Source organism: Nonomuraea sp. NPDC050227 (genome assembly GCF_044459705.1).
Classification (GTDB): Bacteria; Actinomycetota; Actinomycetes; order Streptosporangiales; family Streptosporangiaceae; genus Nonomuraea.
Genome location: NZ_JBITJF010000008.1, coordinates 225,087 through 240,377 on the forward strand (window position 1 = coordinate 225,087; position 15,291 = coordinate 240,377).

The 15,291-nt window shown below is 73.8% G+C and carries 15 protein-coding genes; 3 read left to right on the forward strand and 12 right to left on the reverse strand.

The window, feature by feature from the left end; translation table 11 throughout:
* Window positions 1-251: 251 nt before the first annotated feature.
* Complete coding sequence (gene pknB / locus ACIBK9_RS30040; RefSeq protein ID WP_397162195.1) at window positions 252-2,177, forward strand: Stk1 family PASTA domain-containing Ser/Thr kinase; 1,926 nt, start codon at window positions 252-254, stop codon at window positions 2,175-2,177.
* Between the two features lie 9 nt (window positions 2,178-2,186).
* On the opposite strand, the gene alc is transcribed toward pknB, so the two are convergent.
* Genes alc through ACIBK9_RS30055 form a run of 3 tightly spaced genes read right to left on the reverse strand, consistent with a single transcriptional unit; the run spans window position 2,187 to window position 5,584 of the window.
* A complete protein-coding gene (gene alc, locus ACIBK9_RS30045) occupies window positions 2,187-3,134 on the reverse strand; it encodes an allantoicase (protein ID WP_397162196.1) in 948 nt (315 codons plus the stop codon).
* Window positions 3,135-4,445: an allantoinase AllB gene (gene allB, locus ACIBK9_RS30050; protein ID WP_397162197.1), complete on the reverse strand. Its 1,311-nt coding sequence runs from the start codon at window positions 4,443-4,445 to the stop codon at window positions 3,135-3,137.
* The gene (locus ACIBK9_RS30055) at window positions 4,442-5,584 is read right to left on the reverse strand and encodes a glycerate kinase (RefSeq protein WP_397162198.1); all 1,143 of its coding nucleotides are present in this window, start codon (window positions 5,582-5,584) and stop codon (window positions 4,442-4,444) included. Before ACIBK9_RS30055 ends, allB begins: the two co-directional genes overlap by 4 nt.
* Before the next feature lie 295 nt (window positions 5,585-5,879).
* Here ACIBK9_RS30055 and ACIBK9_RS30060 point away from each other — a divergent pair, with 295 nt between their 5' ends.
* On the forward strand, window positions 5,880-7,031 hold the full coding sequence (locus tag ACIBK9_RS30060) for a winged helix DNA-binding domain-containing protein (protein ID WP_397162199.1): 1,152 nt from the start codon (window positions 5,880-5,882) through the stop codon (window positions 7,029-7,031).
* Window positions 7,032-7,035: 4 nt separating this feature from the next.
* Here ACIBK9_RS30060 and ACIBK9_RS30065 read toward each other — a convergent pair whose 3' ends face one another.
* The 7 genes from ACIBK9_RS30065 to uraD are packed head-to-tail and all read right to left on the reverse strand — an operon-like array spanning window position 7,036 to window position 11,692.
* Entirely contained in the window at window positions 7,036-7,248 is a 213-nt protein-coding gene (locus ACIBK9_RS30065; RefSeq protein WP_357967865.1) for an EF-hand domain-containing protein, read from the reverse strand.
* A gap of 47 nt (window positions 7,249-7,295) precedes the next feature.
* The gene (locus ACIBK9_RS30070) at window positions 7,296-8,678 is read right to left on the reverse strand and encodes an 8-oxoguanine deaminase (protein ID WP_397162200.1); all 1,383 of its coding nucleotides are present in this window, start codon (window positions 8,676-8,678) and stop codon (window positions 7,296-7,298) included.
* The gene (locus tag ACIBK9_RS30075) at window positions 8,675-9,145 is read right to left on the reverse strand and encodes a (2Fe-2S)-binding protein (RefSeq protein WP_352353219.1); all 471 of its coding nucleotides are present in this window, start codon (window positions 9,143-9,145) and stop codon (window positions 8,675-8,677) included. The genes ACIBK9_RS30070 and ACIBK9_RS30075 overlap by 4 nt, the downstream gene beginning before the upstream one ends.
* On the reverse strand, window positions 9,145-10,005 hold the full coding sequence (locus tag ACIBK9_RS30080) for an FAD binding domain-containing protein (RefSeq protein ID WP_397162201.1): 861 nt from the start codon (window positions 10,003-10,005) through the stop codon (window positions 9,145-9,147). The genes ACIBK9_RS30075 and ACIBK9_RS30080 overlap by 1 nt, the downstream gene beginning before the upstream one ends.
* Before the next feature lie 5 nt (window positions 10,006-10,010).
* Complete coding sequence (gene pucL, locus ACIBK9_RS30085) at window positions 10,011-10,874, reverse strand: factor-independent urate hydroxylase (RefSeq protein WP_397162202.1); 864 nt, start codon at window positions 10,872-10,874, stop codon at window positions 10,011-10,013.
* Window positions 10,875-11,174 carry a hydroxyisourate hydrolase gene (gene uraH, locus ACIBK9_RS30090; RefSeq protein WP_364331632.1) on the reverse strand — a complete coding sequence of 100 codons (300 nt, stop codon included), beginning with the start codon at window positions 11,172-11,174 and terminating at the stop codon, window positions 10,875-10,877.
* The gene (gene uraD, locus ACIBK9_RS30095) at window positions 11,171-11,692 is read right to left on the reverse strand and encodes a 2-oxo-4-hydroxy-4-carboxy-5-ureidoimidazoline decarboxylase (RefSeq protein WP_397162203.1); all 522 of its coding nucleotides are present in this window, start codon (window positions 11,690-11,692) and stop codon (window positions 11,171-11,173) included. Before uraD ends, uraH begins: the two co-directional genes overlap by 4 nt.
* 145 nt (window positions 11,693-11,837) lie before the next feature.
* Between uraD and ACIBK9_RS30100 the strand changes: the two genes are divergently transcribed.
* Window positions 11,838-12,680 (forward strand): deoxyribonuclease IV, encoded by an 843-nt coding sequence (locus ACIBK9_RS30100; protein ID WP_397162204.1) that lies wholly within the window; start codon window positions 11,838-11,840, stop codon window positions 12,678-12,680.
* Window positions 12,681-13,298: 618 nt separating this feature from the next.
* Here the strand turns inward: ACIBK9_RS30100 and ACIBK9_RS30105 are convergent.
* Together ACIBK9_RS30105 and ACIBK9_RS30110 are read right to left on the reverse strand one after the other, a co-directional pair.
* Window positions 13,299-14,039, reverse strand: a complete 741-nt coding sequence (locus ACIBK9_RS30105) for a LytR/AlgR family response regulator transcription factor (RefSeq protein ID WP_397162205.1) — start codon at window positions 14,037-14,039, stop codon at window positions 13,299-13,301.
* A 66-nt stretch (window positions 14,040-14,105) separates the two neighbouring features.
* Window positions 14,106-15,245, reverse strand: a complete 1,140-nt coding sequence (locus ACIBK9_RS30110; protein ID WP_397162206.1) for a sensor histidine kinase — start codon at window positions 15,243-15,245, stop codon at window positions 14,106-14,108.
* Window positions 15,246-15,291: the final 46 nt, after the last annotated feature.

The following is a 15,291-nucleotide window of genomic DNA, read 5'->3' on the forward strand; positions in this document are numbered from 1 at the left end:
CCGGAGACACCCCGGAGACACCCCGGGGACGCCCCCGGGAGACGGCCCGGAGACGCCCGCGCGAGACGGCCCCGGAGACGCCCCGGAGACGACCTGGTGATCCCCTGGAGATCCCCCTCCGAGACTGCCGGAGGGACCGGCTCGCGCCGGCCCTTCCGCCGGTCGGGGCCGCTCTCGCGGGAACGTCTCCGCATCGGTTTCGGGCGCGTGGGCCCTGCCGGTGGCAAAACGCCCGTAAACTCAGGGGGGTGGTGGATAAGACGACTGCGGACCCCCTGGTCGGGCGGCTCCTCGATGGGCGTTACCGCATCGAGAGCCGGATCGCCCGGGGCGGTATGGCGACCGTCTACCTGGCGCTCGACGTCCGGCTGGATCGCACTGTCGCGTTGAAGGTCATGCACCGCTCGCTCGCCGAGGACCCGGCGTTCGTCCGCAGGTTCATCGGCGAGGCCAAGTCGGTGGCCAGCCTGTCCCACCCCAACGTGGTGCACGTCTTCGACCAGGGCACCGACACCGACGTCGTCTACCTGTCGATGGAGTACGTGCCGGGCCGCACGCTGCGCGACATCCTGCGCGAGCGCGGCAGGCTGCCCGCCCGCGAGGCGCTGGAGATCATGATCCCGGTGCTGGCCGCCCTGGGCGCGGCCCACCAGGCCGGGATGGTCCACCGCGACGTGAAGCCCGAGAACGTGCTGATGACCGACGACGGCCGGGTCAAGGTCGTCGACTTCGGGCTGGCCAGGGCGATCGAGGCGACCAACCAGACCCGTACCGGCGTGATGATCGGCACGATCGGCTACATGTCGCCCGAGCAGGTCACCACCGGCGGCGCCGACGTGCGCAGCGACGTCTACGCCGCCGGCATCATGCTGTTCGAGCTGGTGACCGGGCAGCAGCCCTACGACGGCGAGACGCCGATGTCGGTGGCCTACCGGCACGTGCACGACACGGTGCCGCCGCCGTCGTCGCTGGTGCCCGAGGTGCCGCCGCTGATCGACACGCTGGTCGGGCACGCCACGGCCCGCGAGCCCCACGACCGCCCGGCCGACGCCACGGCGATGCTGGTCGAGGCGGTCGACGCCCACCGGATGCTGCCCCGGCTGAGCACCCCGCCGGCCATGACGGCCGTGTTCAACCAGTCGATGCCGCCGCGGCCGAGCGGCGCGGGCGCCCCGTCGATGCCGCTGGCCGCGCCGGCGCACACGCTGATCCAGCCGCGCGCCGAGGTGACGCCGCCGGTGTCGCCGCCGCCGTCCAGGCGTTCGTTCAGGCCCAACTGGTTCCTGGTCCTGCTCGCCGCGGTCATGGTCGTCGCGGTGGCGGTGACCGGCTGGTACTTCTCCCAGACCCAGTACGTGCAGGTGCCCGACCTCGTCGGCCAGAACGTGGTGGTCGCCGAGCGCGCCGCCACGAGCAAGGGCTTCAAGGTCAACAAGGTCGCCGGCGAGTACAACGAGGACACCGCCGAGGGGCTGGTGCTGCGTACCGACCCCGAGGGCAAGACCGAGGTGGAGAGCGGCAGCACGATCACGCTGGTGCCCTCGCTCGGCCCCAAGCGGGTGATCGTCCCCAGCGTCAGGGGCCTGACCAGCGACGAGGCCCGCGTCAAGATCGCCGAGGCCGGGCTCACCGTGGGCAGCGTCAAGCGCCTGCCCAACGGCGAGGTCGAGCGGAACAAGGTGATCCGCAGCTCCCCCGAGGCCGGCGAGAAGGTCAAGGAGGGCGCGAAGGTCGGCATCTTCGTGAGCGCCGGCATGGTGATGCCCGACGTGACCGGCATGCCGAAGGACGAGGCCGCCGCCTACCTCGGCGGCCAGGGCTTCGCGGTGCAGGTCAACGAGGTCGACGACGACGCCGAGCCGTGCACGGTCATCGCCCAGGCGCCGAAGGCCAAGTCCGAGGTCGACAAGGGCACCCCCGCGATGATCACGGTGGCGCGCTGCCAGACCGACTTCTGGGACTGGTTCAAGGGCGACAACGAGGCCCGCGACGACCAGGAGTTCCGCCTGGTGCCTGCGGTCATCGGCAAGAACGTCAAGGACGCCAAGTCGGAGCTGGAGTCGCTGGGCTTCCACGTACGGGTCCAGCGGCTGGCCAACGGCGGCGTCGTGCAGTACCAGCGGCCGTTACCGAACAGTGAGCGGCCGCCCGGCGCGACCGTCTTCCTCTGGCAGTAGCGCGCCGGGTCAGGCCAGGTGCCCGTGCAGGCGCACCCTGGCCAGCCCGCCGTCGGGGTAGATGTCGACCCGTACGTGGGTGACCGGTTCGGGGTGGCCGAGCCGGAAGCGGTGGGGCGTGTCGGGCTGCAACCGGGTCTTCGGCAGCAGCGTGACCTCGCGCCCGCCGGACAGCCCGGTGAGCGCGACGTGGCCGGGGGCGTTGAAGATCAGGTTCGTGGTGTCGATCTCGGCCAGGCGCACCAGGCCCGGCCCGGCCAGGCGGATGAGCAGCCAGTCGTTGCCCGGCCCGCGGCGGCGCGCGGTCTCCCAGCCCTCCGCCTGGTGGCGGGCCAGGCCGGGGGCGATGACGTTGTTCGGCGCGGAGTAGAACTCGTCGGAGCAGGCGGTGACCAGGCCGCCGTTCTGGAGGGCGGCCAGGTCGAGGCTCAGCCCCTCGTAGACGGACAGGTCGGGGCGCACCTCGCCGTGCACGCGCAGACGGGCGATGCCGCCGTCGGGGTACATGTTCAGGCGTACGTGGGTGTAGCGGGTGTCGTCCCCGGTGACCTCGACGTGGTGCTCGGCGTCGCCCTTGAGCGCCGTCCTCGGGACGATCTCCGTCCAGTCGGCGGCGGCCAGCTCGGCGGGCGAGGGATGGCCGGGCACGGCGGCGGCCTCGACCGAGGCGTACGGCGGGTAGTTGCCCTTGAACCAGGCCGTGTCGATCACCACGCCGCGGATCGCGCCCGGCAGGCCCAGCCGCACCAGCGCCCAGTCGTGGCCGGGGGTGCGGCGGCGGCGGGTCTCCCAGCCGTCGTAGACCTGGCCCTTGTTGCCGAACGTCTCGGCGCGGAAGCCGGGGCGGCCCGGCCTGATCAGGCTCTCCTTCTCGGCGAAGGACTCGTCGCTGGCCGCCACGACCGCGCCGCCGAGGGTGCGCAGGGCCAGGTCGGGCAGGGCGGTGAAGCCGGGCATCTACTGCTCCCCGAGGATGAGGCGGCCGTGCGGCTCGCCGTCCACGGGACGGCCGCGCAGCCAGGTGGTCAGGACCGCGCCCTTGAGCACGCGGCCGTGGTAGGGGGTGACGGGGTTGCGGTGGTGCAGGCGGGCGGCGTCCACCGGGTTGTCGGCGTCGGGGTCGAAGGCGACCAGGTCGGCGTCGCCGCCGGGGCGGATCGCGCCCTTGCCGGGGAGCCGGGCCGTCTCGGCGGGCGCGGCCGACATCCAGCGGACGACGTCGGCGAGGGTGTGGCCGCGCCGGGCGGCCTCCGTCCAGACCGCGGACAGGCCGAGCTGGAGGGAGGCGACACCGCCCCAGGCGGCGGCGAAGTCGGGCACCTTCAGGTCGGCGGGCGAGGGCGAGTGGTCGGAGACGACGCTGCTCAGCACGCCGCGGGCCAGGCCGTCCCACAGCAGCTCGCGGTTGGCCCGCGAGCGGATGGGCGGGCAGCACTTGTACGCCGTGCGCCCCTCGGGCACCTGCTCGGCCTCCAGCGTCAGGTAGTGGGGGCAGGTCTCGGCCGTGACCGCCACCCCGTCGGCCTGGGCCCGCGCCAGCACGTCGAGGCATTCGGCGCTGGAGACGTGCAGGATGTGCACGCGCGCGCCGGTCTCGGCGGCCAGCGCGACGACCCGCGCGACCGCGCTGCGCTCGGCGGCTCCCGGCCGCGACTCCAGGAACTCCCGGTACGTCGGCCCGCCCGGCTCGGCCAGCAGCTCGGGGTCCTCGGCGTGCACCACGACGAGCCCGCCGAACCCGGCGACCTCGGTCAGCACCGCCCGCAGCTCGGCCGTGGCGAGCGGCGGGAACTCCTCGACGCCCGACGGGGACATGAAGCACTTGAAGCCCCGGACGCCGCGCTCGTGCAGCGGCCGCAGCTCCTTGAGGTTGCCGGGGACCGCGCCGCCCCAGAACGCCACGTCCACGTGGCACTGCCCGCGGGCGGCCCGCAGCTTGGCCTCCAGCGCCTCCACGCTGACGGTCGGAGGCAGGGAGTTGAGCGGCATGTCCACGATCGTGGTCACGCCGCCCGCGGCGGCCGCCCTGGTGGCCGAGGCGAAGCCCTCCCAATGGGTCCGGCCCGGCTCGTTGACGTGCACGTGCGTGTCCACCAGGCCGGGGAGCAGGGGCAGGTCGCGCAGGTCGATGTCCTCGGCGGCGTCGAGGGGCTCGGCGTAGTCGTACAGGGCGTGGACGCGTTCGCCCCGTACGGCCACGGCCGCGGCCCGCTCCCCCTCGGGCGTGACCACCCTGCGGGAGCGGACGACGAGGTCGTGAACGGTCATCTGCCCTCCAGATGCTCGGCGGCCACCCGGGCGGCCAGGCGTTCCAGGAGCGGGCCGGCCTCGGCCATGCACCGGGCCGGGTCCGGCTCCAGGTCGGTCAGGGCGTAGGCGGCCTCGATGCCGGCGTCCTTGAGCTCGGTGTCGCCGAGGGTGCGCCGTCCGCAGACCGCGACCACCGGCACGCCCGCCCTGGCCGCGGCCTGGGCCACGCCGATCGGCGCCTTGCCGCGCAGGGACTGCTCGTCGAGCGAGCCCTCGCCGGTGATCACCAGCCGCGCGCCCTGGACGAGCGCGCCGAAGCCGAGCAGGTCGAGCAGGTATTCGATGCCGGGCCGCAGCTCGGCGTGGAGGAAGGCCAGCGCCGCGAACCCGACGCCGCCCGCCGCGCCCGCCCCGGGGGCTCCGGCCACGCCCATGGCACGCGGGGTGTCGTCGTGCTCGACGGCGCCGACCAGGCCGTGGGTCTGGGTGGCGACGGCGGCCAGCCGGGACAGGCCCGCCTCCAGCACCTTGACGTCCTCGGGGGTCGCGCCCTTCTGCGGCCCGTAGACGGCGGCGGCCCCGTGCGGGCCGAGCAGGGGGTTGTCCACGTCGCTCGCCACCACGAACTCCACCCCGGAGACGTCGGCGAACCCGGACAGGTCGATGCGGGCCAGCCCGCGCAGCGCGGCGCCGCCGTCGGGCAGCTCGGCGCCCTCGCCGTCGAGCAGGCGGGCGCCCAGCGCCCGGACCATGCCCGCTCCCCCGTCGGTGGACGCGCTGCCGCCGAGCCCGAGGACGACCCGCCGGGCGCCCCTGCGCAGGGCGTCGGCGATCAGCTCTCCGGTGCCGTAGGAGGTGGCGGTCAAGGGGGCCGGCCCGGCGGGCAGCCGCCGCAGCCCCGACGCCTCGGCCAGCTCGACCACGGCCGTCGGCGTGCCGCCGGCCGCCCGCCAGGCGTACGCCGCGCTCACGCGTTCGCCGGTGGGCCCGGCGACCTCCACGGTGACGCGGTCGAACCCGCAGGCCACGGCCGCCTCGACGGTGCCGTCGCCGCCGTCGGCGACCGGCAGCTCGACCGTGGGCACCCCGAGCCCCGCCGACACCCGGGCCGCGACCTCGGCGGCCGTGAGGGAGCCCTTGAACTTGTCGGGTGCCACCAGAACCTGCTTTACCACTACGAACTCCCACAAGATGCTGAACAATGGCCGGACACGCCTTCCTGCCCGGTGCGAGCGGGCAGGAAGGCGTGACTCATCATCACATCAGCCCCCCGGCCGGCGGCGGCCGAGGGTAGGCGCCCTCAGTGAAAGGTGCCCTCAAGGAAGGTGCTCTCAGTGAAGCAGGCGCCCGCGCCCGCCGCCCATGGGCCGCGAGCACGAACCTGAGCTGTTCTGGCGGGTTCTGAGGTGTGTGATCCTCCAATTAGGCTCACATCCCGTAAGGAGGCGTTTGATGCGCATATCTGAGCGGGAGAGGCGGCGCCGGCTGGGCGTGCGCCACAGCCTGGCGGCCAAGGCGGCGACCCCGGAGGAGGCGACGGCGTCCGTGGTGGCGCTGCACGCCACCGACCCGGCGACGGTGTTCCTGTCGGCGGGCGCCCGGCTCACCGCGCCCGGGACCGCGCCGGTCGAGCGGGCCCTGTACGAGGACCGCACCCTGGTGCGCATGCACGGGATGCGCCGCACGGTGTTCGTGGTCCCGGCCGCGCTGGTGCCCGTCGTGCACCACTCCTCCACGCTCGCGGTCGCCACGAGGGTGCGCAAGGCGCTGGTCAAGGAGCTCACCGCGGCCGGCGGCTGGGACGAGGCCTGGCTGGCCGACGTGGAGTCGTCGGTGCTGCGCGTCCTGGCGGCGGAGGGCACGGCGACGGCGGCCCGGCTGGGGGTGCTGGAGCCGCGGCTGCGCGAGCAGTTCCGGGTGGCCGTGGGCAAGCCGTACGAGGCCGTGCACAGCGTCGGGCAGCGGCTGATCACGCTGATGGGGATGGAGGGCCGGCTCGTCCGCCAGGGCCGCCCGTCCGGCTCGTGGACGAGCACGCAGCACCTGTGGGCCGTCGCCCCGCCCATGGACGCGACCACGGTCCCGCAGGCCCAGGCGGAGCTGGTGCGCCGCTGGCTGGCCGCGTTCGGCCCCGGCACGGAGGCCGACGTCAAGTGGTGGACCGGCTGGACGCTGCGCGAGGTGCGCGCCGCGCTGGCCGCCGTCGGCGCGGTCGAGGTCGAGCTGGACGAGGGCGCGGGATACGTCCTGCCCGGCGATCTGGACGAGACGCCCGAGCCGGAGCCGTGGGCGGCGCTGCTGCCCGCCCTGGACCCGACGCCGATGGGCTGGCAGGGCCGCGACTGGTACCTGCCGAAGGAGCACCGGGCCGAGCTGTTCGACCGCAGCGGCAACGTCGGCCCGACCGTGTGGTGGGACGGGCGGGTCGTCGGCGGCTGGGGGCAGCGGCCCGGCGGCGAGATCGGGTGGCGGGCCCTCACCGACCTGGGCTCCGACGCCGTGGCGGCCGTGGAGGCCGAGATCGCCGGTCTGGCCTCCTGGCTCGGCGGCGTGCGGATCACGCCCCGCTTCCGCACGCCCCTGGAGCGCGCGCTGGCGGAGTAGGACGTCAGGAGACGACGCGGATGAACTCCTCCAGCGAGTAGCGCCCGTCCTGGTCGGAGTCGGCCTCCTGGCTCAGCGCGCCGAGGGCCTCGGCGGGCAGGTCGGGGAAGTGCCGCTTCAGCTCGGCCTCGCTGACGAAGCCGTCGCCGTCGGTGTCGATCTCGGCGAAGGTGCTCTTGAGCTGCGCCAGCCGCTCACCGGGGAGTTCTGCCGACACGGGACCGCCTTTCGGTACTGAATGCCACGTTCCGGACATTCACCACCCTAGTGCTGGACCTCCCTGCCCGCCGAGTGCCCGCGCTCGGCCGCCAGCCGCATCAGCCTGCGGTGGGCCTCGGCGCCCGCCCGTCCGGCCGCGTCGTGGGACGTCGTCCGCAGCTCGCCGTCCTCGACCACGGTCCGGCCGCCGACCAGGACGCGGGCCACCGGCGGCGGGGGCCCGAACACCAGCGCGCACACCGGGTCGGCCACGGCGGCGGTGAAGGGCCCGCCGGTCCGCCACAGGACGACGTCGGCCAGCTTGCCCGGCTCCAGCGAGCCGAGCTCGGCCTCCCGGCCCAGGTTGCGCGCCCCGCCCAGGGTGGCCAGCTCCAGCGCCTGGCGGGCCGACAGCGCGCGGGGGCCGTACCTGGCCCGCTGGAACAGCAGGGCCTGCCGCATCTCCCCGGCCAGTGAGGTCAGCTCGGCGGAGGCGCTGCCGTCCACGCCGAGCCCGACGTTCACGCCCCGGCGCAGCATCTCCGACACGCGGGCGATCCCGGAGCCGAGGCGGCCGTTGGAGGAGGGGCAGTGGGCCGCGCCCGTGCCGGTGCGGGCGAGCTTGGCGATGTCGGCGTCGCTGAGGTGCACGGCGTGCGCGAGCCACACGTCGGGCCCCAGCCAGCCGAGCTTGTCCATGTAGTCGACCGGACGCAGGCCGAACCGCTCGACGCAGTGCTCGTCCTCGTCGAGCGTCTCGGCCAGGTGGGTGTGCAGGCGGACGCCCTTGGCCCTGGCCAGGGCCGCCGACTGGGTCATCAGCTCGGCGCCGGCCGAGAACGGCGAGCACGGCGCGACCGCGACCCGCACCATCGAGGACGGCGACGGGTCGTGGTGGGCGTCCACCGCCTCGGCCGTCGCGGCCAGCACGTCGTCGAGCTCCTCGACCACCTCGTCCGGCGGCAGCCCGCCCTGCGAGCGGCCCAGGTCCATCGAGCCGCGCGCCGGGTGGAAGCGCAGGCCGATCTCCCGCGCCGCCTCGACCTCGGCCGCGAGCAGGTCGCCACGGCCCTTGGGGAAGACGTAGTGGTGGTCGCTGGAGGTGGTGCAGCCGGACAGCGCCAGCCAGCCGAGCCCGGCCGTGGCCGCGCCCCTGACGACCTCGGCGTCCATGGCGGCCCACACGTCGTAGAGCGCCACCAGCCACTCGAACAGGGTGGCGTCCTGGGCCAGCCCCTGGGAGGCCCATTGGTAGAGGTGGTGGTGGGTGTTGACCAGGCCGGGGGTGGCCAGGCAGCCGGAGCCGTCCACCCGCCGGGCGCCGGGGATGGCGGGCGCGGGGCCGGGGCCGAGGGCGGCGATCCGGTCGCCCTCGACGACGAGGTGGCCGGAGGGGATCTCGGGGCCGGCGACGGGCGCGATGTGCACGTTCTCGATCAACAGGGTCATCGGGACGCCTTCCGCGCGGCGGCCAGCCGGACCGCGTCGAGGATCTTCTCGTAGCCGGTGCAGCGGCACAGGTTGCCCGCCAGCGCCTCGCGGATCTCCGCGTCGGACGGCCGGGGCACGCGTTCGAGCAGGTCATGGGCCTGTACGACGAGCCCCGGGGTGCAGAACCCGCACTGCACGGCCCCGCACTCGGCGAACGCCTCCTGCACCGGGTCGAGCCGGTCGCCCGCGGCCAGCCCCTCGACCGTGCGCACCCGCCGCCCCTCGGCCTGCCCGGCGGCGACCAGGCACGAGCAGACCGGCAGCCCGTCGAGGTAGACCGTGCACGAGCCGCACTCGCCCTGCTCGCAGGCGTTCTTGGAGCCGGGGAGCCCGATCCGCTCGCGCAGCACGTACAGCAGGCTCTCCCCCTCCCAGACGTCGTCCACGCTGTGGGCGCGGCCGTTGACGGTGACGTTCAGGCGCATCAGGCGGCCCTTCTCGCGAGGTGGTCGTTCCAGGCCCAGGTGAGCGTGCGCCGGGCCATCACGCCGACCGCGTGCACCCGGTAGGCGGCGGTGCCGCGCACGTCGTCGATCGGCGCGGCGGCCCGCGCGCACAGCTCGCCGAAGCGGGCCAGCAGCGCGGGGTCGAGCGGGGCGTGCCAGTCCAGCTCCCGGGCCAGCAGGTCCTCCGCCTCCAGGGCGCGGCGCGGCGTGGGCGCGGCCGAGCCGATCCCGGTGCCGACCCGCCGCTCGCCGGGGTGCAGCGCGACCGCGAACGAGCACACCGCGATCACCATGGCGTTGCGCGTGCCGACCTTGGAGAAGTACTGGGGCCCCTGGGCGGGTTCGACGCGCACGGCCCTGATCAGCTCGTCCGGCTCCAGGGCGTTGCGCTTGACCCCGAGGTAGAACTCGGCCGCGGGGATCAGCCGGGTGCCGCGCTCGCGCGACTCGACCTCGACGACCGCGCCCGCCGCCAGCAGCGGCGGATGGCTGTCGCCCGCGGGCGAGGCCGCGCCGAGGTTGCCGGCGACCGTGCCGCGGTTGCGGATCTGCGGCGAGCCGACCGTGCGCGCGGCCTGCGCGAGCCCCGGCAGCACGCCGCCCAGCTCGTCGACGACCGTGGCGTACGTGACCCCGGCCCCGATCCGGCAGACCCCGTCGGTCATGCCCCATTCACGCAGCTCGGCCACCTGGTTGAGGTCGAGCAGCGCCTCCGGCCTGCGCACGTCGAAGTTGATCTCGACCATCACGTCGGTGCCGCCCTGGACGGGCAGCGCTCCGGGCCGGTCCGCCTTGGCGGCCAGCGCCTGCGCCCACGTGGTGGGCCGCAAGAAGTCCATCGTCCTCACTCCCAGGCGAATCCCGCGTCGGGTGCGTCCTCACGCAGCACACTGCCCTCGATCAGCCCGTAGGGACGGTCGGCGGCGTAGAAGACCTCGTTCTCGTTGTCCAGGCCGAACGGCGACAGGTCGACCAGGAAGTGGTGCTTGTTCGGCAGCGTCAGCCGGACCTCGCAGACCTGCGGGCAGGTGGTCAGCACCCGCTCGCCCATCGCGTAGAGGGTCTGCTGCAACGACAGGCTGTGCGTCTGCGCGAAGGCGTCCAGCAGGCAGGCGCGCACCTGCGCGTACGGCGGGCGCCCGCCCGTCCCGGCGTGCCGCCAGCGGGCGGTGACCGCGGTGGCCAGGACGCGGTCGGTCGTCGGCTGGAGGGTGGTGTACTCGTCCACGAGGTAGCCGTGGAACTCCGAGCCGGTCGAGTTCAGCACGACCAGGTCCGTCAGGCCGGACACGACGGTGGTGCGGCCGTCCCTGTCGTGGTGGACGACGCAGGTGCGCACCTCGCCGCCGTCGCGCACGAAGGAGTGCCGCGACTCGCCGGGGATGCGGTTCCAGGCGTACTCCTCGATCTCCACCCGCGCGTGATGGATGGACGGGTGCGCGGAGACGTAGTGGCGGGCCAGTAAGAGGGCGAAGTCCTCGATCTCGCCGACGCCGTGCTTCCTGGCGAAGGCGTAGGCGGTGTTCTTCTGCGTGTCGGTGGGCAGGACGGCGGCGTTGCTGCCGTTCCTGTGCACCTCCTCCATGTCGCCCGACAGCGCGGTGCTGACGTTGATGTCCTTGAGGTGGTGGACGGCCCCCTCCCTGACCACGTGGACCAGCCTGGTCTCCGCCTTGCCGTAACGGTTGGGGCCCAGCTTGACGGTCATCTAGCTCCCTCGGTAGGTGGAGTAGGCGTACGGGCTGAGCAGCAGCGGCACGTGGTGGTGCGCGGCGGCATCGGTGACGGTGAAGGCGATGACGACCTCGGGGTAGAAGGTGTCGGCCAGGTAGGCGCCGGTGTCGAAGACGACGCGGTGCACGCCCTCCTCGGTGTCCCAGCCCTTGATCCGGCCGTCGTCGTCGGTGCTGCCCCGGGCCAGCACGCGGCCCTCGTGCTCCAGCCGGACGCCCACCCCGGCGGCCGGGCGGCCCGAGACCGCGTCCAGGACGTGCGTCGAGAAGCTCATCTCCCCTCCCCTTCCATGAGCTTCCCCAGCCGAAGCCGGGTGATCTTCACCAGTTCCTCGCGGACGACCCCGCGCTCGGTCTCCTCGTCGTTGTCCAGCCGGGCGCGCAGCCGGGCCAGCAGCTCGGCCCCGCTCAGGCCGGCGGCGCAGACCAGGTAGACGTACCCGAACCGCTCCTCGTACGCGCGGTTGCCCGCGGCCAGCGCGGCCCGCAGCTCCTCGGCCCCCGGCGCGTCCGGGTGCGCGCCCGCCTGCTCCTGGCGTGACCAGCGCGACTCCCGGCCGTCCCCGGACGGGCGTTCCCCGATGCGCGGGTGGGCCGCCAGCGCCTCCAGGACGTCGGGCCACGTCAGCTCGCGCACCGCCGTCTCGGCGGCCTCGGCGAGCCGTTCGCGGGCGGCGTAGGGCCTGCGGGCGGCCACCGCCGCGGCGAACGCGCGGGAGGCGCAGCAGGCCAGCAGCTCCGCCTCCGCCTCCGCGCGCGGCCGCCGGTTGAACCCGGCCAGGGAGTTGGACATGTCAGCAGTACACACACGGGCCTGGTTCCCGGTCCATCCGTGAGAACTCCCAAGTACGCAACGGGATGGCCAGGACTTTTCGTGTCATGCTCCAACCCGGCCCCGGCCGGGACGCCCCTGAGCTGCGCCTACACTGGGAGCCATCATGACCTTGACATCCCTGATCGGCGGGCACGTGTCCGTCACCGGCGGCCTGGCGACCGGCGGCCTGAAGTACATGGCCGAGATCGGCGCCGAGATGGTCCAGGTGTTCGTCACCAACCCGCGCGGCTGGGCGCTCAACGACGGCAAGCCCGCCGAGGACGCCAAGCTGGCCGAGTCCGGCGTCACCGCGTTCATCCACGTGCCGTACCTGGTGAACTTCGGCTCGCCCAACCCCGAGACGCTGGCCAACTCCATCGCCGTCGTCCGCCACGGGCTGCGGCGCGGGGTCGAGACCGGCGCCAAGGGCGTCGTGGTCCACACCGGCTCGGCCGTCACCCAGTCCCGCGACGACGCGCTGCGGCAGATTCACGAGACCCTGCTGCCGCTGCTCGACGAGATCCCCGAGGGCGGCCCCGACCTGCTGCTGGAGCCCATGGCGGGCCAGGGCGCGATGCTCTGCGCGACCGTCCAGGACCTGGAGCCCTATCTCGCGGCGCTCGACTGGCACCCGCGGGCCTGCGTCTGCCTCGACACCTGCCACGCCTTCGCCGCCGGCCACGACCTGGCCGCCGAGGGCGGGGTGCGGGAGACGTTCGACGCCCTGCACGCCATCGCGCCCGGCCGGCTCAAGCTCATCCACGCCAACGACAGCAAAGACGTGTGCGGGGCCAAGAAGGACCGGCACGAGAACATCGGCGCGGGCCACATCGGCGCGCAGCCGTTCGCCGAGATCATGCGGCATCCGGCGGTGGCGGGCGTGCCGATCTGCATCGAGACGCCCGGCAAGGCCGACAAGCACCGCGAGGACATCGAGCTGCTGAAGAAGCTCCGCGACGAGGGCTGACCCGGCGCGATCCCCGGTGACGGGGATGAGAGCCCGTCCTGGTCAGCAATCGTGATAGGGGCGCCTGCTCGCACGATCCGGCCGCCCCCGAAGGCCGGATCGCGGGGCCGGGGTCCGTGGCCTCCGCAGGCGCCCCCTCACCTGATCGGCAGGCGGGCCCTACCCCCCGGTCAAAGGCCCGACAGCCGTGGTGACCTGGTGGTCACCGGTGAAGCCGACGCATCAGGCCCTTGCTTGAGCCTTGCGGCCCGTCCCCCCCGATGCGCCGGGTGGCTTCCGATGCCGAAACACTACGGTCGCGATCTTGTGGGCGAAACCCTGTTCACGGCCAGCTCGCTGAACGGTCTGTAGTCATCGACATACGGAGGGTGGCCGGACGGCGAGCGGTCACCGGCGAGCGACGAACGGCTGGTTCATGGTTCCTCCCAGCGACCGGCAGGCCCCTGGAGGGCATCGCGGGAACCGCCGCCAAGGGCCCACCCCCGACGTGACCTGGGAAATCTTTTACCATCACGGCGGCAGACCGCCCGGCGGCCGGGGCTCGGCGCCCGCCCGGCGCCCGCCGGACGCGCCCAGCTTCACGCCCACCCATCGGCACCAGCCCCCGCGGGCCGGCGGTCAGGAGAAGGCGCCGCGATGCTGGCGGACGAGCTGTTCGCGCACCTGACGGCTGTGCCGCCGGCTGACCTGCAACGTCTCGGTGCCGACGGTGAGCGTGACCCGGCCGCCCTCGAAGCGCAGCTCGCTGACGTGCCGGGCCGAGACCAGGGTGCTGCGGTGGACGCGGATGAACCCCGCCTCCGACCAGCGGCGTTCGAGCGCGGCCAGCGACATGCGGACGAGGTAGCTGCCGTCGCCGGTGTGCAGCCGCACGTAGTCGCCCTTGGCCTCGGCGAACCAGATGGCCTGCTGCGGCACGAACCTGGTGCGCCCGCCCAGCTCGACCGGGATCACGTCGTCCTGGCTCGGCTCGGCGAGCGGCGCGGAGGCCGCCTCCAGCCGCCTGACCGCCTCCGCCAGGCGCTCGGCCCGGACCGGTTTGAGCAGGTAGTCGACGGCCTCCAGCTCGAACGCCTGCACCGCGCACTCCTCGTGCGCCGTGACGAACACCAGCTTGGGCGGGCAGGGGAAGCCGCCGACCAGCCGGGCGAGGTCGAGCCCGTCGAGGCCCGGCATGCGGATGTCGAGGAAGATCGCGTCGAGCCGCTCGCCGCCGCCGATCATCTGCACCATGTCCTGCAGCGCGGTGACGCCGTCGGCCGCGGTCGCGACGTGTTCGATTCTCGTGTCCTGGCGCAGCAGGTAGGCGAGCTCCTCAAGAGCGGGCAGCTCGTCGTCGACCGCCAGGACCCTCAGCATGGGCTCCACGCTGCCGTATGAAAGCAGAGGTCACAAGCGACACGCCAGCTCAGCGTAAGGAATTGACTACAATGAGGTAAATTGCGTCTTCGGGACGCGCAGCCGGACCCGGGTGCCGGCGCCGAGCGCGGTCTCCACGACGAGGCCGTAGCCGTCGCCGTAGATCTGGCGCATGCGCAGGTCCACGTTGGCCAGGCCGATGCCGCCGCCCTCGCGGGCCGGTTCGCCGTCGAGCATGCGCCTGGCGCACTCGGGGTCCATGCCGGTGCCGTCGTCCTCGACGGTGATGTGGGCCTCGGGGCCGGCGTCGCGGACCACGACCCGCACCTCGCCGCCGCCGCGCCGGCCGCGCATGCCGTGCTTGATGGCGTTCTCCACCAGCGGTTGCAGGCACAGGAACGGCACCGGCACCGGCAGCACCTCGGGCGCGACCTGCAGGCTGAAGCGCAGCTTGTCGCCGAAGCGGGCGCGCTCCAGCAGCAGGTACCGGTCGACGCAGGTCAGCTCGTCGGCCAGGGTGGTGAAGTCGTGGGCCCGGCGCAGGGCGTAACGGGAGAAGTCGGCGAAGTCGAGCAGCAGCTCGCGGGCGCGCTTGGGGTTCGTCCGGACGAACGAGGCGATCGTGGTCAGCGCGTTGTAGACGAAGTGCGGCGAGATCTGGGCACGAAGGGCGCGCATCTCGGCCTCCAGGGCCCGCCTGCGGGAGGCGTCGAGGTCGGCCAGCTCCAGCTGCCCCGACACCCAGCGACCCAGCTCGGTCACGGCGCGCACGAGCGCCGCGCTGACCTCCTCGTCGAAGGCCGCCAGCGTGCCCACGACCGTGTCGTCCACGGTCAGCGGCACGACCACGGCCCCGTACGGCTGCCCGGCGAACACCTGCGCCCGCCCGGCGGCCAGGGTGGTGCGGGCGTAGGTGAGCACGTCGTCGGTGCACGGGCCGTTCCAGGCCAGCGCGGCGTCGGTGGAGGTGATCGCGACGGCGCGGGTGCCGAGCAGCGCGTGCAGGTGGCGTACGGCCTTGCGCGCCGAGTCGCGGTCGAGCCCGCCGCGCAGGGCGGGCGCGGCCAGCCCCGCGACGTGCAACGCGGTGAAGGTGGCCTCGTGCTTGCCGCCGCCTTCCGGGAGCGCCGGGCGGCGCGTCCTGGCGCAGGCGTAGCCGAGGAGGAAGAGCAGGAGGGAGAGCGCCACGCATGCGGTGGTCTGCATGCGCCAAACCGTAGCCAATAACCGGTCGTGTTCGGGTGGAAACCCG

Bases quoted from the DNA above. Each gene is read 5' to 3' on its own strand.
- alc (WP_397162196.1), bottom strand. From the start codon at position 3,134: ATGCCCGGCTTCACCGCCCTGCCCGACCTGGCCCTGCGCACCCTCGGC.
- allB (WP_397162197.1), bottom strand. From the start codon at position 4,445: ATGACCGTTCACGACCTCGTCGTCCGCTCCCGCAGGGTGGTCACGCCC.
- ACIBK9_RS30060 (WP_397162199.1), top strand. From the start codon at position 5,880: ATGCGCATATCTGAGCGGGAGAGGCGGCGCCGGCTGGGCGTGCGCCAC.
- ACIBK9_RS30070 (WP_397162200.1), bottom strand. From the start codon at position 8,678: ATGACCCTGTTGATCGAGAACGTGCACATCGCGCCCGTCGCCGGCCCC.
- ACIBK9_RS30075 (WP_352353219.1), bottom strand. From the start codon at position 9,145: ATGCGCCTGAACGTCACCGTCAACGGCCGCGCCCACAGCGTGGACGAC.
- ACIBK9_RS30080 (WP_397162201.1), bottom strand. From the start codon at position 10,005: ATGGACTTCTTGCGGCCCACCACGTGGGCGCAGGCGCTGGCCGCCAAG.
- pucL (WP_397162202.1), bottom strand. From the start codon at position 10,874: ATGACCGTCAAGCTGGGCCCCAACCGTTACGGCAAGGCGGAGACCAGG.
- uraH (WP_364331632.1), bottom strand. From the start codon at position 11,174: ATGAGCTTCTCGACGCACGTCCTGGACGCGGTCTCGGGCCGCCCGGCC.
- uraD (WP_397162203.1), bottom strand. From the start codon at position 11,692: ATGTCCAACTCCCTGGCCGGGTTCAACCGGCGGCCGCGCGCGGAGGCG.
- ACIBK9_RS30100 (WP_397162204.1), top strand. From the start codon at position 11,838: ATGACCTTGACATCCCTGATCGGCGGGCACGTGTCCGTCACCGGCGGC.
- ACIBK9_RS30105 (WP_397162205.1), bottom strand. From the start codon at position 14,039: ATGCTGAGGGTCCTGGCGGTCGACGACGAGCTGCCCGCTCTTGAGGAG.
- ACIBK9_RS30110 (WP_397162206.1), bottom strand. From the start codon at position 15,245: ATGCAGACCACCGCATGCGTGGCGCTCTCCCTCCTGCTCTTCCTCCTC.